This is a genomic window from Burkholderia sp. Ac-20384, assembly GCF_017104605.1.
GTDB classification, from domain to species: domain Bacteria; phylum Pseudomonadota; class Gammaproteobacteria; order Burkholderiales; family Burkholderiaceae; genus Burkholderia; species Burkholderia lata.
In genome coordinates this window covers 17059-34076 of sequence record NZ_JAAGPE010000041.1, presented here as the reverse complement: position 1 = coordinate 34076, position 17018 = coordinate 17059, and the positions used below count along the sequence as shown (strand labels likewise).

The following is a 17018-nucleotide window of genomic DNA, read 5'->3' as shown; positions in this document are numbered from 1 at the left end:
TAGATCTCGCGTGCAAGCCGTTACGCTGGCTACTGCCCAACACCTCTCAGGGAGGTGGTCCCCACAATACTCTGTCGTTACTTCGTCAGGATCAGTTTGCCGAGCCGTGTGGCGCGCAACTGATAGGTCTCTCCGTTATGCGCGATGCTGACGTGGCTTTGGCCTTGCAGCAGCGCATCGCTGCTGACGACCCGCGTGCCTGCTTCGCGGTTGCCGGCGGGTTTCGCCGGCGTGGTGACCGCTGCCGTCTTCTGACGGCTGCTGCCTGCAGGGCCGGTCGTGCGGCGCAAGGTCAGCGTGGTCGGGGTCGGGCGCATGGTGTCGGTCATTCGTTTGATCGGTGACTGTCGATACGATGGAATGAATTCTAAATGATAACTATTCCCATTTACAAAAACTCTTTATCGATCGAAATCGCGAACCTGATAGCTTGAATCAAAGAGGCGGCCCGCAGGCCGCCATCGGGTTCAGTGCAGCGGATCGGGGTCCTTGCGGCCCTGTGCGTACTCGCGGATCAGGCGGACCGTGTCGATATCCGACGTGCGGTACGCCTCCTTGACGATCCCGTGCGTCTGCCGCGCGTCTTCGCTGTCGTCCGTGACGACCAGCGTCGTGCGGTATTCGAAACGCAGGAACAGCTCGTGGTCGTCGCGTTCCTCGATCGTCATCGTCAGCGAGCCGCCGATCTCGCCGCCGGCGGCGAGGATGTCGTAGCGGACCTGCTGGTTCGGCGTGAACGTGACGTGATCGCGCACGGTCGCGTGACCGTAGTGCAGTTCGCGTTCGAGCGTCGTATTCGTGCGCTCGTGGACGACGCAGCTGTCGAGACCGAGCACGAACAGTTGCGGCTGTTCGGCGCGAAGCACGAGACCTTCCCAGAGCTGGTCGCGGGTGAGGGTCGGCACGGCCGGATCGTCGGAATTGATCTGGATCAGATGTTCGAAGTTCAAGGGGACGGGTTCCTTCTGGTGGCGGGCGGCCACATGGTTCAAGAAGTCATTGTGACGCAAAACGGGCAGTTTCGCGGCACCTGCGCGCCCGTCCGGACGTCACGCTTCGATGCGACCCATGCGACCGGTCTGGTAGTCGACGACCGCCTGCCGGATCTCTTCCTCGGTGTTCATCACGAACGGGCCGTAGCGGACGATCGGCTCGTTGAGCGGTACGCCGCCGATCAGCAGCAGGTCGAGCGGCGTGTCGCCGGCGGAGAACGTGACCGTGTCGCCGTCGTCGCAGTACACGACCATGTGCCTTGCGTCGACCACCTGCCTGGCGGGCCCGTAGAGGCCCGTTCCGTCGATCGGATAGGCGAACACACGATAGCCTGCCGGGACGGTCTGCGTGACCGTTGCGCCGGGCTGCAGCGTGAAATGCTGGTAGAGGATCGGTGTGCGCGTTTCGATCGCGGCGCGGACGCCGAACGCTTCGCCGGCGATCACGCGTACGCGCGCGCGGCCGTCCGGCGACGTCGCGGTCGGGATGCGGTCGGCAGGGATCTCCTGGTAGCGCGGCGCGATCAGCTTGTCACGGCGCGGCAGGTTGACCCACAGCTGGAAGCCGTGGGAGCGGCCGCCCGTCTGCGCGAATTCAGGATCCGGCATTTCGCTGTGCACGACGCCGGCGCCCGCCGTCATCCATTGCACGTCGCCCGGGCCGAGCGTGCCGGCATGGCCGGACGAGTCGCGATGGCGGAAGCGCCCGTCGAGTGCGTAGGTCACGGTCTCGAAGCCGCGATGCGGATGGTCGGGGGCGCCCTTGGCTTCGCCGGGCGCGTAGTCGACGGGGCCCATTTCGTCGAGCAGCAGGAACGGATCGAAATCCATCAGGAGCCGGGTCGGGAACGGGCGGTGAACCACGAAGCCGCCGCCTTCGGTCGTGCGAAGTGCGGGGTACGTGCGGTCAAGCGAGCGAGCGGTCGTCATGCGGATACCCTCGAAATGATCGGAATAGCGTTATTTTTGAAACATAGCGCTATTATATTGGGCGTTTTACCGTTCGATTCGCGACGGTTCGCAATGGATTGTTCTGAAAATGGAACGATGAGATGAATATCGATGCACATAACCTGAACGACCTCATGTACTTTTCGCAGGTCGTCGAACATGGCGGTTTCTCGGCCGCGGAGCGCGTGCTGGGCATCTCGAAATCTCGCCTGTCGCGGCGCCTGACCGAACTCGAGGCGGCGCTCGGCGTGCGCCTGCTGCAGCGCTCCACACGCAAGCTCGCGTTGACCGAGGCGGGGGAGCTGTTCTACCAGCATTGCCAGGCGATGCTGGCCGAAGCGCAGGCGGCGATGAACGCAGTCCAGCAGCTGCGCTCGTCGCCGCGCGGCTCGGTGCGCGTCAGCGTGCCCGTGACGCTGTCGCAGACGATGCTGTCGCGCATCCTGCCCGAATTCCTGCGTCGCTATCCCGAGGTGAAGGTGCACGTCCGCGTGACGAATCGCGTGATCGACCTGTTCGAGGATTCGATCGACGTCGCGCTGCGCGTGCGCTCGGAGCCGCCGCAGAACGCGAACATCGTCGTGCGGCCGCTGTGGCGCACCGAGCAGATGCTGGTCGGTGCACCGAGCCTGCTGAGCCAGAATGCGCCGCCGCTGGTACCGGACGACCTGAGCGGATTCGAAACGCTCGATACGCCGAGCGTCGACGGGCGGCACGTGTTCAACCTGATCGCGCCGGACGGCACACGTCACGTGCACGAGCACGACCCGCGGCTCGTGACGGCCGACCTGATGACGATCCGTGAAGCCGTGCTCGATGGCCTTGGCATCGCGGCATTGCCGGAGATGATGTACGGCAACGCGCTGCGCGCGGGGCAACTGTCGCCGGTGATGCCGGGCTGGACGCTGCCGGTGCCGCAACTGTACGCGGTGTTCGTGTCGCGGCAGGGGATGCCGCCCGCGGTGCGTGCGTTCGTCGACTATCTGGTCGAGAAGCTCGACCACGGCGCCTACAAGGATCCGGGGTGCCCGGAACGGGCGAAGAAGGACGCGGCGGCCGATGTTTCGGCAACCTGAACACGACGCGCACGGCGAGGCAAATTTGTTTTGTCATTGAAGCGTCGCCTGCAATCGCAAGTTTCAATCGCCGGAACCTTGAATGCGCGTGCGCGCGGGCCTATATTGAAATCCCATTTCGTGAAGGAAGTTCTGAGCGAAATCAGGTGGCCGCATATATTGTGAGCCAGATAGGGCAGAACGCGCAGTCCGTGCAGACCACGGCAGAGTCGCATTTGCGTTGCTCGAGGCGCAACCGATACCGCCAAAGAGCCCGCCGCCCGAAGGCGCCCGCGTGCGCATGAAAAAAGGCCTTCATCTGGCGATGAAGGCCTTTTACTTTGTGTGCGGCCGGCTAGGTGCGGCCGGCTAGGCGTGGCCGACTAGGTGAGGCCTGCGCATCGAATAGCGCGTGCGTTACTTCGCTTTCGCGGTCGGCTCCGTCACGAAGCCGAGCTTCGTCAGGCCGCCAGCCTGCGCATCCGACATCACTTCCGCGACGTGTTCGTACGCGACCTTGCGGTCCGCACGCAGGTGCAACTCCGGTTGCGGCGTGCGTTTGGCCGCTTCCGCGATGCGTTCCTGCAATTGTTCGCGCGTGACCGTGTGGTCGTCCCACAGGATCGTGCCGTCACCCTGGATCGCGACGTCGACCGTCTGCGGCTTCTCGTCGACGGGCTGGCTGCTGGCGTGCGGCAGGTCGATCTTCACCGCATGCTGCATCGCCGGGATCGTCACGAGGAAAATGATCAGGAGTACGAGCATGACGTCGACGAGCGGCGTCATGTTGATCTCGCTCATCACTGCATCGTCGTCATCGTCGCTGAAACCGGTGTTCATTGCCATGGTTCACCCCGCCTCAGCTGGCGCGCGTCGCGAGACGCAGGCCGTCGCGCGTCGACGACGAGGCAAGGCTCGCGCCCGTCACGAAGTACGCATGCAGACCGTGCGCGAAGCGGCGCAGCTTGCTGACGATGCCCTTGTTCGCGCGGGTGAGTGCGTTGTAGCCGAGCACGGCCGGGATCGCAACGAACAGGCCGAACGCGGTCATGATCAGCGATTCGCCGACCGGGCCCGCGACCTGGTCGATCGACGTCTGGCCGGATGCGCCGATCGCGAGCAGGGCGTGGTAGATCCCCCAGACCGTACCGAACAGGCCGACGAACGGCGCCGTGCTGCCGATCGACGCGAGGATCGCGAGACCGCTCTGCATGCGCGAGATGCCTTCGTCCATCGTGTCCTTCAGGCAGCGCGTGACCCAGTCCGACACGTCCATGCGGTCGTGCAGGTGCGGTTGCGTCTGGTGGTGGTGATCGGCGGCTTCCTTGCCCGACAGCGCGAGCGCGAGGAACGGGTTGTCGTTCGGCGTCGATGCGGCGAGGCCGAGCTTCTTGATGCCGTCGTCGAAATCGTCCGAATGCCAGAATGCCTGTTCGGCGTTCTTCGTCAGGCGGTTCAGGCGGATCACGTTCCAGCCCTTGATGACGATCACGATCCACGACAGGACCGACATCACGAGCAGCGTGATCGCGATGGCGCGCGTGACGAAATCACCTTGCGCCCAGACGTGCGCGATACCGTAGCTTTGCATTTTCTTGTTTCCTTTGAATCTACCGAATATGACGGGTTAGTCGTCAAGCGTGAAGTTGAAGGGCAGCGTATGGGCGGCGCGGATCGCCTGGCCGTTCTCGAGATACGGCGGGCAGGTGCTGGCGCGCGTCGCCTCGAGTGCGGCTTCATCGAGACGCGGGTAGCCGCTACTCTTTTGAAGCTGGACGCTTTCGATCTTGCCCGTCACGCCGATGATGAAGTGAACATAGGCCGTGCCCGTTTCGCCGCGACGGCGCGACATCGACGGATAGGTCGGCTTGACGAAGTTGCAGGTGAGCGCCGACACGTTCTTCGGCGCGCTGACCTGCATCGTCTCGCGAGCCCGGCCGGGGGCTGCAGCCGGTGCAGCAGGCGCCGGCGCAGCGGGGGCCGGTGTCGGAGCGGCAACTGCCGGCGCGGGCGTCGGCGACGGTGCCTGCGAGACCGGCTGAGGCGTCGGGACCGCTTTCTGCACCGGCTTCGGCTCGACCTTCGGCTTCACGTGCGGCGTGGGCTTGGGCGGCGTAGGCTGCCGCGCGGCTGACTGGACCGCGACGGGCTGGGCAGGGGGCGCAGGCGGAATGAGCTGCGCGGTGATCGACTGAACCTCGATCTCCTTCGGCGGCGGCGGCGCGTTGCGATGGAGCCAGGCGGCCGTCAGCATGATCGCGTGTGCGGCAAGCACACCGACCGCGACGACGATCACTCGGGGATTCATACGTGGTGCAGCCGGCACGGCGCCGGCAGGAGCGAGATGCGAAGCCTGCATGTTAGCTTGAAAGAACGATGTCGCACCCGGGGCGCGGCGGGTGAATCGGCATCACTTGCGGAAGATCAGCAGCGAGATGCAAACGGTGGTCACAAATCCGATCAGCAATTCCATGACAGGCTCCTTGGCAGGTAAGCCGCTGGCTCGCGCAGACGGTGGCTTGCTGACGGTCAAAACAAAAAATGCGGCCTGGGCCGCATGCGGACACTCGGCGCCGGTCAGGCGGCCTTGCGTTCGTAGAACGTGACCGGGATCGGGTGAGCATGATGCTCGACACCGCACTGGCTCGCGCAGACGCCTTGTTCGGCCATGAGGTCGCGTACGGACTCCTCGCACTTGCCGCAGCACGTGGCCACGCCGAGCTCGAACTGGAGTTCATCGAAAGAGTTCACGCCCTCTGCGAGGGACGCGCGAATCTTGCGATCGGAAACAGACTTGCACACGCAGACGATCATGATGAGTTGCGATAGCTAACGGTAATGCGAATTATTATCATTAAATTTGCGGACGTTGACAAGCCTGGGGCGGGCTTTTTTTAAGGTCATCGGACCCTTAAACGTCTAGGGGGTGGATCGGCACGCGGAGCAGGGCGTGCCGGCCCGTGTCAGGCGGTCGCGCAGGCGCGCGCGTTCGGCGAGGAAATGGTGACGGATTCGACCGGCGCAGCGAGGCCGAGCAGCGTCGATGCGAGTGCCTGCAGTTGGCGGCCGTCGCTGGTCGAGCAGAAGCGGGGCGGCGCCGCGCGCGTGCCGGCCGGTGCGCGCAGGTGGCGCTCGTCGAGCACCCGCACGAGCTGGCGCGCGATCGCGTCGCTGGTGTCGACGAGCGTCAGGCGATCGCCCACAAGGTCACGAATCGTTTCCGTGAAGAACGGGTAATGCGTGCAGCCGAGTACCAGCGTATCGGCGCCGTCGTCGAGCATCGGTTGCAGGTAGCTGTCGAGCAACGCGCGCAAGGCGGGCGAATTCGTGTCGCCGCGCTCGATGGCCTCGACGAGCCCGTGGCCGGGCTGGCAGATGAAGCGGCGGCCGGCGCCGTAGCGGTCGAGCAGCGCCTGGAAGCGCGGACTGTTCAGCGTCGACTGCGTGGCCAGGACGCCCGCGACGCCGCTCGCGGACACGGCGGCGGCCGGCTTGATGCCCGGCTCGACGCCGACGAGCGGCATCGACAGGTGTTCGCGGGTCGCGGCGATCGCGCGTGCGGTCGCGGTATTGCAGGCGATGACGAGTGCTTTCGCCCCTTCGCGGGCCAGCCACTCGCCGATTGCCAGCGTGCGTTCCGTAATGAACGCCTCATCGCGCGGACCATACGGCGCATGGTGCGAATCGGCGACGTAGATGAACGATTCGTCGGGCAGCTGCGCGCGCACGGCGCGCAGCACCGACAAGCCGCCCAGCCCTGAATCGAAGATGCCGATGGGGGCGACGGTCGAAGCCGTCGCTGCAATAACGGAAGATGTCGACATGAACGGGCTGGGGGCGATAACGGGAAGCGTGGAGTGAGTTTACTCCGGCGACCCCATCATCGTTTGCTGGTAGTTCTGCAGGCCGACCTTGCCGATCAGGTCGATCTGCGTTTCCAGCCAGTCGATGTGCTCTTCGGTGTCGTCGAGGATCTTTTCGAAGATCTCGCGCGACACGTAGTCACGAACCGATTCGCAGTAGGCGATCGCTTCCTTGCAGGTGGACTGCGAGATCTGCTCGAGCTTCAGGTCGCACTTCAGGATCTCTTCGGTTTCCTCGCCGACGAGCAGCTTGTGCAGATCCTGCAGGTTCGGCAGGCCGTCGAGCATGAAGACGCGCTCGATGAGCCAGTCGGCGTGCTTCATTTCGCCGATCGACTCGTCGTACTCGTGCTTGCCGAGCTTCTCGAGGCCCCAGTGCTTGTACATGCGCGCATGCAGGAAGTACTGGTTGATCGCCGTGAGTTCATTCTTCAACTGGGCGTTCAGATATTCGATGACTTTCTTGTCGCCTTGCATGGCTTGTTCCTTGTTCAGTGGGGCTTCAGAAACCGAAAGATAATCGCTCGAACGAGAAAAGCCAAGCCTCAAAACCTTGTCGGGCCTGCTTTTTGCGTGTAATGAGAATCAGCCTTGAATGACCGACGAAACACGAAAATGAGAATGAGAAGTAAAAAGGCCGGACTTGCGTCCGGCCTTTCGTTCGATCGCGCTTAAGCGGCTGCGACCGGGATCTTGCCGATCTTCGCCTGCCACTCCTTCGGACCGGTCTGGTGCACCGACGTGCCCGACGAATCGACGGCCACCGTCACCGGCATGTCCTGCACGTCGAACTCGTAGATCGCTTCCATGCCGAGGTCTTCGAATGCGAGCACCTTCGCGCCGCGGATCGCCTTCGACACGAGGTAAGCCGCACCGCCGACCGCCATCAGGTAGGCCGCCTTGTGCTTCTTGATCGCTTCGATCGCGACCGGGCCGCGCTCGGCCTTGCCGACCATCGAGATCAGGCCGGTTTGCGCGAGCATCGTCTCGGTGAACTTGTCCATGCGCGTGGCCGTCGTCGGGCCTGCCGGGCCGACCACTTCGTCGCGGACCGGATCGACCGGGCCGACGTAGTAGATCACGCGGTTCGTGAAGTCGACCGGCAGCTTCTCGCCCTTCGCGAGCATGTCGGCGATGCGCTTGTGCGCGGCGTCGCGGCCGGTGAGCATCTTGCCCGACAGCAGCAGCGTCTGGCCCGGCGCCCAGCTCGCAACTTCCTCCGGCGTCAACGTGTTCAGGTCGACGCGCTTGCTGGTTTCGGTATTCGGTTCCCAGTTGACCTTCGGCCACGCGTCGAGCGACGGTGCTTCAAGCTTGGCCGGGCCCGAGCCGTCGAGCACGAAGTGCGCGTGGCGCGTCGCCGCGCAGTTCGGGATCAGCGCGACCGGCTTCGACGCCGCGTGCGTCGGTGCTGCCATGATCTTCACGTCGAGCACGGTTGCCAGGCCGCCGAGGCCCTGTGCGCCGATGCCGAGCGCGTTGACCTTCTCGTGCAGTTCGACGCGCAGTTCCTCGACCCAGTCCTTCGGACCGCGTGCGATGATTTCCTGGATGTCGATCGGCTCCATCAGCGACTCCTTCGCCATCAGCATCGCCTTTTCAGCGGTGCCGCCGATGCCGATCCCGAGCATGCCGGGCGGGCACCAGCCCGCACCCATCGTCGGGACCGTCTTCAGCACCCAGTCGACGATCGAGTCGGACGGGTTCAGCATCACGAACTTCGACTTGTTCTCCGAGCCGCCGCCCTTGGCCGCAACCTGCACGTCGACCTTGTCGCCCGGCACGATCTCGTAGTGGATCACGGCCGGCGTGTTGTCCTTCGTGTTCTTGCGGGCGCCTTCCGGCGGATTGACGATCGACGCGCGCAGCACGTTGTCCGGGTGCGTGTAACCGCGACGCACGCCTTCGTTGATCATGTCGGTGAGGCCCATCGTCGCGCCGTCCCAGCGCACGTCCATGCCGACCTTCACGAAGATCGTGACGATGCCGGTGTCCTGGCAGATCGGGCGCTTGCCTTCCGCGCACATGCGGCTGTTCGTGAGGATCTGCGCAATCGCATCCTTCGCGGCCGGGCTTTCTTCCAGCTCGTACGCGCGGCCGAGGGCCTGGATGTAGTCGAGCGGATGGTAGTAGCTGATGTACTGCAGCGAATCCGCGATGCTCTGGATCAGGTCTTCCTGTTTGATGACGGTCATGGCTGAGACTCTGTGGGGACTGTGGGGAATGCGTTTATGCGTTGACGGCTGCTTCGGCCGGCTTGCGTGGCTCGTTCGCCGCAGGCGCGTGCGCGTCGCGGGCGTGCTGCTCATGGAAATGGGCCGGGTGCGTGTGCGTCGTCAGGCGGTCGACCCACGCCATCACGAGCGCCGACACCAGGAACGACACGTGGATGATCACCTGCCACATGATCGCGTGCATCGTGTGCTGGTCGGGGTTGATGAACGTCTTCAGCAGGTGGATCGACGAAATGCTGATCAGCGCCATCGACAGCTTGACCTTCAGCACGCCCGCGTTCACGTGGTCGAGCCATTCGGGCTCGTCGGGATGGCCCTCGATGCCGAGGCGCGACACGAACGTTTCGTATCCGCCTACGATCACCATGATCAGCAGGTTCGAGATCATCACCACGTCGATCAGGCCGAGCACCGCGAGCATCACGCTGATTTCGTCGAGGCTCGTCGCATGCGACAGCAGGTGCCAGACTTCCTTCAGGAACAGGAATACATAGACGGCCTGCGCGACGATCAGGCCGAGGTAAAGCGGAACCTGGAGCCAGCGGCTCATGAAAATCAGCGCGGGAAGCGGGCGAAGCGGGCGAAGCGGGCGACGCGCGGGGCGGCCGGGCGAATGCGGGGCAGACATGGTGAAAAGTCGGGCGCGGTGCGCAGGTATCGGGGGTAATCTTGAAAAGGCGCGCTATTGTAACGCGTCGGCCAGCGCGACTGCAGTGACGCGCCGGCCCTGCCAGGGACGGATCAGGAGGCGGCAGCCGGCACGCGTTTCACGCGCAGGCTCGCGAGCACGATGCCGGTGACGACGCACGCGAGCGCGATGCCGTGGGCGAGCGTCGGGCGCTCGCCGAGGAATGCGATGCCATACGCGGCGGCCGCGACCGGCAGCACCGCGCTGAACACGCCGGCGAGGCTGCCCGGCACGTGCCGGATGCCTTTCATCCACAGCCAGAACGAGAAGATGCTGGCCGACAGGCCATACCAGACGACGAGCGCCCAGGTGCCGGCCGGCACGCTCGCGTAATCGAAATGCCACATGGCCGTCGCGCCGAGCGGCAGCATCAGGCACAGGCCGAACAGGTGCGTGTACGCGCAGATGTCGATCGGCGCGAGCGTCTGCGTGAGGCGGCGCGACAGGATCACGTAGATCGATTCGCAGCACACCGCGCCGAGGATCAGCAGGTTGCCGGTCAGCGACGACGCGCCGTGCCCGGCCGCGCTGCCGTTCGCGAGGTTGATCGTCACGACGCCGGCGATCGCAAGTGCAATCGACACGAGCGCACGGCCGTTCGGTTTTTCACGCAGGATCAGCCACGCGAACAGCGCGACGATCGCCGGGATCGTGCTGGTGATCACGCCGGCTGCGACCGCGCTCGTGCGCTGCACGCCGTTCAGCATCAGCAGCGTAAACATGAAGGTGCCGAAGAACGCCTGCAGGAACAGGTTCAACCATTCGCCGCGCTTGACCGTGCGCATCTTCACCGGGCTGAACAGCGGCCACAGCACGGCAATCGCGATCACGAAGCGCAGCGTGGCGAGGATGGCGACGGGAACGAAGACAACGATCGATTTACCGATACCGACATTGCTGCCGACGAACAGCATCGACAGCACGAGAAAGAAAGCGTAGCGATTCAAGCTGGAATCCGGAAGGCGAGTTCAGTTAGGATTGTAGGGTCGCGCTCGTTACAGCGTAAAGCTACAAGCGGGCGCCGCCCGACGGGCGAATCGGCCGTGCCGCGTAAGTGACGGGTAAGTTCAAGCGCTTATCGTGGAAACTGTCGGGTCGCCCGGTCGCCTTCGTGCGACGTGGTGCGGCGCAGCATCGTGCAGCAGCCTTCGGGCCGTGCGCGGGTGGTAGGAGACAGCGGCGCGCTTGCGCCGGCCAAGACGCGCGGCGCGCACGATCGCGCCGCCATGCAGAGGATTCATGTTCACCAAGGGGTAGTCGATGTCTGCGATTGAATCGGTTCTTCACGAAACCCGTCAGTTTGCGCCGCCCGCGGCGCTCGAACAGGCGGCGACCATTTCCGGCATGCCGGCCTACCGTGCGCTCGCCGCCGAGGCCGAGAACGATTACGAAGGATTCTGGGCGCGTCTCGCGCGCGAGGGTCTTGCGTGGCACAAGCCGTTCACGAAAGTGCTCGACGAGTCCAACGCACCGTTCTACAAGTGGTTCGAGGACGGCGAGCTGAACGCGTCGTACAACTGCCTCGACCGTCACGTCGAAGCCGGCAACGGCGAGCGCGTCGCGGTGATCTTCGAAGCCGACGACGGCACCGTCACGCGCGTCACCTATGCGGATCTCCTCGCGCGCGTATCGCGTTTCGCGAATGCACTGAAGAAGCGCGGGATCGGCAAGGGCGACCGCGTCGTCATCTATATCCCGATGTCGATCGAAGGCATCGTCGCGATGCAGGCCTGCGCGCGCATCGGCGCGACGCACTCGGTCGTGTTCGGCGGCTTCTCCGCGAAGTCGTTGAACGAGCGGCTCGTCGACGTCGGCGCGACGGCGCTCATCACGGCCGACGAACAGGCGCGCGGCGGCAAGACGCTGCCGCTGAAGAGCATCGCGGATGAAGCGATCGCGCTGGGCGGCTGCGAGGCCGTGAAGAGCGTGATCGTCTATCGCCGCACCGGTGGCAAGATCGACTGGCACGCCGAGCGCGACCTGTGGATGCACGAACTGACGGCGGGCGAATCCGACCAGTGCGAGCCGGAATGGGTCGGCGCCGAGCATCCGCTGTTCATCCTGTATACGTCGGGCTCGACCGGCAAGCCGAAGGGCGTGCAGCACAGCACGGGCGGCTACCTGCTGTGGGCCGCGCAGACGATGAAGTGGACCTTCGACTGGAAACCCACCGACGTGTTCTGGTGCACGGCCGACATCGGCTGGGTCACGGGCCACACGTACATCACCTACGGCCCGCTCGCATGCGGCGGCACGCAGGTCGTATTCGAAGGCGTGCCGACCTACCCGGACGCCGGCCGCTTCTGGAAGATGATCGGCGACCACAAGGTCACCGTGTTCTACACCGCGCCGACCGCGATCCGTTCGCTGATCAAGGCAGCCGAAGCCGACGACAAGGTGCATCCGAAGAGCTACGACCTGTCGAGCCTGCGCATCATCGGCACCGTCGGCGAGCCGATCAATCCGGAAGCCTGGATGTGGTATCACAAGCACGTCGGCCAGGAGCGCTGCCCGATCGTCGACACGTGGTGGCAGACCGAAACGGGCGGCCACATGATCACGCCGCTGCCGGGCGCGACGCCGACCGTCCCCGGTTCGTGCACGCTGCCGCTGCCGGGCATCATGGCCGCGGTGGTCGACGAAACCGGCCAGGACGTGCCGAACGGGCAGGGCGGCATCCTCGTCGTCAAGCGCCCGTGGCCCGCGATGATCCGCACGATCTGGGGCGACCCGGAGCGTTTCAAGAAGAGCTACTACCCCGAGGAACTCGGCGGGCGGCTGTATCTGGCCGGCGACGGCACCGTGCGCGACAAGGACACCGGCTACTTCACGATCATGGGCCGGATCGACGACGTGCTGAACGTGTCGGGCCACCGGCTCGGCACGATGGAAAATCGAATCGGCGCTGGTCTCGCACGAACTTGTGGCCGAGGCGGCCGTGGTCGGCCGTCCGGACGATACGACGGGCGAGGCGGTGGTCGCGTTCGTGGTGCTGAAGCGTTCGCGTCCGGAAGGCGAGGAAGCCGCGGCGCTGGCGAAGACGCTGCGCGACTGGGTCGGCAAGCAGATCGGGCCGATCGCGAAGCCGAAGGACATCCGCTTCGGCGACAACCTGCCGAAGACCCGCTCGGGCAAGATCATGCGGCGCCTGCTGCGTTCGCTCGCGAAGGGTGAAGCGATCACGCAGGACACGTCCACGCTCGAGAACCCGGCCATCCTCGATCAGCTCGCCGAAGTGCGCTGATCGGTACCGGTTGCGCATCTCGCGCACGAGCCCCTGCGCGGCAATCCCGATTGCCCGCGCAGGGGCTTTTTGTTACATAACGGCATGACCGTTCCGACCCGTCCCGCGCCTGCCGCACCGCCGCCCGTTCCCGAGCCGCTCGCGCGTGCCCACGCCCGCTACTGGCGCTTCAACGTCGCGCTGATCGCGGTGCTGATGGTGATCGGCTTTTCGGTGTCGTTCATCGTGCCGTTCTTCGCACCTGCGCTCGCAGGGATCCGCTTCGCCGGGTTCAGCCTGCCGTTCTACGTCGGTGCGCAGGGCGCGATTCTCGTGTATCTCGTGCTGATCGTCGTCTACATCGGCTTGATGCAACGCGCGGACCGGACGTTGCGCCGCGCATACGACGACCATGCGGCGCTTGCCGGCAACGCACGCGGCGGGCCCTGATTCATGCTGACGCATCGACTGATCCGCGCATACGCGCTCTACACGCTGGGGTTTCTCGGGTTCGTGCTGCTGATGTGGCGGATCGAGCGTGCCACCGGCTCCGGCGTCTGGATCGGCTACGTGTTCCTGTTCGTGCCGATTGCCGTGTATGCGGTGATCGGGCTGCTGTCGCGCACGTCCGATCTCGTCGAGTACTACGTGGCCGGGCGGCGCGTGCCGTCTGCGTTCAACGGAATGGCGACGGCGGCCGACTGGCTGTCGGCCGCATCGTTCATTGGCCTGGCCGGATCGCTCTACTCGACCGGCTACGATGCACTCGCGTACTTGATGGGCTGGACGGGCGGGTTCTGCCTCGTCGCGTTCCTGCTCGCGCCTTATGTGCGCAAGCTCGCGCGCTACACGATTCCCGATTTTCTCGGTACGCGCTTTTCGAGCACGGCCGTGCGCGCGCTGGCGGCCGGTGCGGCGATCCTGTGTTCGTTCGTGTACCTGGTCGCGCAGATCCAGGGGATCGGCCTGATCGCGACACGCTTCATCGGCGTCGATTTCGCGATCGGGATCTTCTGCGGGCTCGCGGGCATTCTCGTGTGCTCGTTTCTTGGCGGGATGCGCGCGGTCACGTGGACGCAGGTCGCGCAGTACATCATCCTGATCAGTGCGATCCTGATTCCGGTGTCGCTGATCGCGATGAAGAACGGGCTCGGCCCCGTGCCGCAATTCAACTACGGCAAGCTGATGGAGCGGGTCGCGGCGCGTGAGGCGCAGGTGCGCGATGCATTCGACGAGCAGCAGGTGCGCGACGCGTATCGGCGGCAAGCCGCGGATATCCAGACGCGGCTCGACCGGCTGCCGGCATCCTATGCGGACGCACGCCGCCATCTCACCGACCAGCTTGCCGACCTGCGGCGCCACAACGGGCCGCTGCGCGAGATCAGCCAGCGCGAGCGCGAGCTGGCCGACTTCCCGCGCGATCCGGCGGCGGCGCGCGTCGCGTGGACGCAGGCGCGCGACGATCTGCTGGCCCGTGCCGAGCCGCCCGTGCCGATGCACGAGCCGTTTCCCGCCGCGAGCGACGACGAACGCAAGCCGCGCGAGCGGAATTTCCTTGCACTACTGCTGTGCCTGTCGCTCGGCACCGCGAGCCTGCCGCACATCCTGACGCGCTACAACACGACCACGTCGGTTGCGTCGGCGCGGCGCTCGGTCGGGTGGACCTTGTTCTTCATCGCGCTGTTCTACCTGAGCGTGCCGGTGCTCGCGGTGCTGATCAAGTACGAGATCCTCGCGAATCTCGTCGGGCGGCCGTTCGCCGAATTGCCGGCGTGGGTCACGCAATGGCATCACTTCGAACCCGACCTGATCAGCGTCGTCGAAGTGATTCGCGACGGCATCGTGCACTGGTCGGAAATCCAGATGCAGCCGGACATGGTCGTGCTGGCCGCGCCGGAGATCGCCGGGCTGCCGTATGTCGTGTCGGGACTGATCGCGGCCGGTGCGCTTGCCGCGGCGCTGTCGACCGCGGACGGGCTGCTGCTGACGATCGCGAATGCGTTGTCGCACGACGTCTATTACTGCATGGTCGCGCCCGATGCATCGAGCCAGCGGCGCGTGACGATCTCGAAGGTGCTGCTGCTCGGCGTCGCCTTGTTCGCGTCGTATGTCGCGTCGCTCAATACCGGGAAGATCCTGTTTCTCGTCGGCGCGGCGTTCTCGCTGGCCGCCTCGAGCTTCTTTCCGGTGCTCGTGCTCGGCGTGTTCTGGAAGCGCACGACGACGCGCGGTGCAATCGCCGGGATGGTGACGGGGCTCGCGGTGTGCGTGTACTACATCGTGTCGACCTATCCGTTCTTCACGCAGCTGACGGGGTTCGCGGGGCGCACGTGGTTCGGGATCGAATCGATCAGTTCGGGGGTGTTCGGGGTGCCGGCGGGGTTCGCGGTGGCGATCGTCGTGAGTCTGCTTGATCGAAAGCCGGATGAATATACGCGGGCGCTGGTGGATTACATCCGGCATCCGTGACGCGGGTGTCTTCCGGCACGGCTCAAGTGTCGGGACGCGTTCGTGTCGGCGCCGCGGCGGGTGGGTCAGAGCGCGGAAATCCCGAGCTCGGCTCCCTTGGTCATCTGCACCCGGCTGAAATCACAGCTTCCGTCCGTCACGCCTTTGGCGTTCGGTATGGCGACGCAGACATAGGCACGGATGCCATGCGGCAAGGCCACGTGGCGGAACTCGCCAATCTTGATCGTCGCGGCCCGATCGACGGCAAATTGATCGTTGATCGGCGTCACGCCCGACGGGATCGACATGGTCACTTCCGACGCGGCGTTCCCGGTTTGCGATTTCAGCGTCTGGCTGCTGCCGATCTCTCCGTTGACCGAGAAGCGTATCGCTGCCTGTCCTTCGGACACGCGCTGGACCGTGACCGCGAGCGTCGGCTTGGCGATTCCCGCCGCGCATTTGGCGGCAGCGCATTCGCGAACGGAAAGAAGCGTGCGGAATTGCGATGCAGGCTGACCGATGACCGACAGGTCGGTCGACGATCCACCGTCGCGCAGCGATTTCTCGAGCGGCGGGGGAGAGGTCACCGCGACGGTGGTGCTGATCGACGCGGGCGAAAATGCCGTTGTGCAGGCTGACAGCATCGTCGCCGCGACAGCCAGCATGGCGAACCGTGGACTCAATCGCATGGATCTGACTCGCGGTGATGAAACCCTGGATATCGTCAGGAGAATACACATCTTTAGCGTGCGGTGTTCGGGAGTTGCGGTGCGCCGCACGCTCGACCCAAACGAGGAAGCGGATGGACCGCGCAGGGTCCCGTCCGTTTCCCGGCAATCAGTTTGAACCGAATTTGTCGATCGGCAGATTGACTGCGCTCAGCTTCCAGGACCACAGGCCGTCACGCTTGAAGACAAACGTTACCTCGTCGTCGGTTCCTTTTCGAGAAGTTGCGGTGACAGTGGACCAGTTCTTGTAGCCGATCGAATAGTCGGCCTTCGGCTTGCCCCCCGATGTTTGCGGCGCGGCGTTACCGCCGGAGCCAGCGTGGGCTGTTTCCGATGGTTCGGGAGCGGATGCAGGCTCGCTGGCGTGCGCGGGCCTGGCGGGTCCCTGGGCCATCATGGCCATGACACCCGCTGGTGTAACCATCGTGTCGATGGCTTGATTCACGACGCCCACCGCCATCATCATTCCCAGGTCGGCGAGTGAATTGCCGTTCATCTCGGGGGAATTCGCCAATTTCGCGTGCATCATGGTCATGAATTGCGCACGCAGGCTTTCTCGCATCGATGGATAGTCGACATAGGAAGAAAACGAGTCGGCATCGTTGTCGACCAGGGCCGATCGCATCTGATACAGGGTGATGTACGGGCTCGCATAACTGGACGCCACGCCCGCGGCTATTGCGATTCCGGCGATCGCCATCAGTTTTTTATTTTTCATGGTCTCTACGCGCGTTCATATTGTTTATCGGGACGTCATTTTAACGGCCGCATGCCGGAATATTTGAGTCGCCGACAATCTGCGACGCGGATATGTGATCGCTATTCCATTTCGAATG

General features: G+C 64.6%; 17 protein-coding genes and 1 pseudogene. 4 read left to right on the top strand and 14 right to left on the bottom strand.

The window, feature by feature from the left end; translation table 11 throughout:
- Positions 1–77: 77 nt before the first annotated feature.
- The 3 genes from G3O00_RS11095 to G3O00_RS11085 all read right to left on the bottom strand — a co-directional run bounded on the left by G3O00_RS11095 (position 78) and on the right by G3O00_RS11085 (position 1922).
- On the bottom strand, positions 78–329 hold the full coding sequence (locus G3O00_RS11095; protein WP_175045429.1) for a hemin uptake protein HemP: 252 nt from the start codon (positions 327–329) through the stop codon (positions 78–80).
- A 138-nt stretch (positions 330–467) separates the two neighbouring features.
- Positions 468–950, bottom strand: coding sequence for an SRPBCC family protein (locus G3O00_RS11090; RefSeq protein ID WP_206142980.1), 483 nt, complete (start codon positions 948–950; stop codon positions 468–470).
- 99 nt (positions 951–1049) lie between these two features.
- Positions 1050–1922: a pirin family protein gene (locus G3O00_RS11085; protein ID WP_206142979.1), complete on the bottom strand. Its 873-nt coding sequence runs from the start codon at positions 1920–1922 to the stop codon at positions 1050–1052.
- 122 nt (positions 1923–2044) lie between these two features.
- On the opposite strand from G3O00_RS11085, the gene G3O00_RS11080 reads away from it, so the two are divergent.
- Entirely contained in the window at positions 2045–3019 is a 975-nt protein-coding gene (locus G3O00_RS11080) for a LysR family transcriptional regulator (RefSeq protein ID WP_206142978.1), read from the top strand.
- Positions 3020–3415: 396 nt separating this feature from the next.
- Here the strand turns inward: G3O00_RS11080 and G3O00_RS11075 are convergent, their stop codons facing one another.
- The 9 genes from G3O00_RS11075 to G3O00_RS11035 form a co-directional block, all read right to left on the bottom strand.
- Positions 3416–3844, bottom strand: coding sequence for a biopolymer transporter ExbD (locus tag G3O00_RS11075; RefSeq protein ID WP_021163407.1), 429 nt, complete (start codon positions 3842–3844; stop codon positions 3416–3418).
- Between the two features lie 13 nt (positions 3845–3857).
- On the bottom strand, positions 3858–4589 hold the full coding sequence (locus tag G3O00_RS11070) for a MotA/TolQ/ExbB proton channel family protein (RefSeq protein WP_011352656.1): 732 nt from the start codon (positions 4587–4589) through the stop codon (positions 3858–3860).
- A 36-nt stretch (positions 4590–4625) separates the two neighbouring features.
- A complete protein-coding gene (locus tag G3O00_RS11065; RefSeq protein ID WP_206142977.1) occupies positions 4626–5357 on the bottom strand; it encodes an energy transducer TonB in 732 nt (243 codons plus the stop codon).
- Positions 5358–5575: 218 nt separating this feature from the next.
- The gene (locus G3O00_RS11060) at positions 5576–5812 is read right to left on the bottom strand and encodes a (2Fe-2S)-binding protein (protein WP_011352654.1); all 237 of its coding nucleotides are present in this window, start codon (positions 5810–5812) and stop codon (positions 5576–5578) included.
- Positions 5813–5961: 149 nt separating this feature from the next.
- A complete protein-coding gene (murI, locus tag G3O00_RS11055) occupies positions 5962–6822 on the bottom strand; it encodes a glutamate racemase (RefSeq protein ID WP_011352653.1) in 861 nt (286 codons plus the stop codon).
- A 39-nt stretch (positions 6823–6861) separates the two neighbouring features.
- Entirely contained in the window at positions 6862–7338 is a 477-nt protein-coding gene (gene bfr / locus G3O00_RS11050; RefSeq protein ID WP_011352652.1) for a bacterioferritin, read from the bottom strand.
- 194 nt (positions 7339–7532) lie between these two features.
- On the bottom strand, positions 7533–9056 hold the full coding sequence (locus G3O00_RS11045) for a fumarate hydratase (protein ID WP_011352651.1): 1524 nt from the start codon (positions 9054–9056) through the stop codon (positions 7533–7535).
- Positions 9057–9090: 34 nt separating this feature from the next.
- Positions 9091–9723 (bottom strand): TIGR00645 family protein, encoded by a 633-nt coding sequence (locus tag G3O00_RS11040; RefSeq protein ID WP_206142976.1) that lies wholly within the window; start codon positions 9721–9723, stop codon positions 9091–9093.
- Between the two features lie 113 nt (positions 9724–9836).
- On the bottom strand, positions 9837–10730 hold the full coding sequence (locus G3O00_RS11035; RefSeq protein ID WP_011352649.1) for a DMT family transporter: 894 nt from the start codon (positions 10728–10730) through the stop codon (positions 9837–9839).
- Between the two features lie 313 nt (positions 10731–11043).
- Here G3O00_RS11035 and acs point away from each other — a divergent pair.
- From acs to G3O00_RS11020, 3 genes and pseudogenes are all read left to right on the top strand, one after another.
- A pseudogene (gene acs, locus G3O00_RS11030) lies at positions 11044–13027 on the top strand (acetate--CoA ligase).
- A gap of 84 nt (positions 13028–13111) precedes the next feature.
- Positions 13112–13456: a DUF4212 domain-containing protein gene (locus G3O00_RS11025; RefSeq protein WP_011352647.1), complete on the top strand. Its 345-nt coding sequence runs from the start codon at positions 13112–13114 to the stop codon at positions 13454–13456.
- Between the two features lie 3 nt (positions 13457–13459).
- Positions 13460–15475: a sodium:solute symporter family protein gene (locus tag G3O00_RS11020; protein WP_206142975.1), complete on the top strand. Its 2016-nt coding sequence runs from the start codon at positions 13460–13462 to the stop codon at positions 15473–15475.
- Positions 15476–15540: 65 nt separating this feature from the next.
- Here the strand turns inward: G3O00_RS11020 and G3O00_RS11015 are convergent, their stop codons facing one another.
- Entirely contained in the window at positions 15541–16143 is a 603-nt protein-coding gene (locus G3O00_RS11015) for a hypothetical protein (RefSeq protein WP_206142974.1), read from the bottom strand.
- A gap of 148 nt (positions 16144–16291) precedes the next feature.
- A complete protein-coding gene (locus G3O00_RS11010; RefSeq protein WP_206142973.1) occupies positions 16292–16900 on the bottom strand; it encodes a DUF2939 domain-containing protein in 609 nt (202 codons plus the stop codon).
- Positions 16901–17018: the final 118 nt, after the last annotated feature.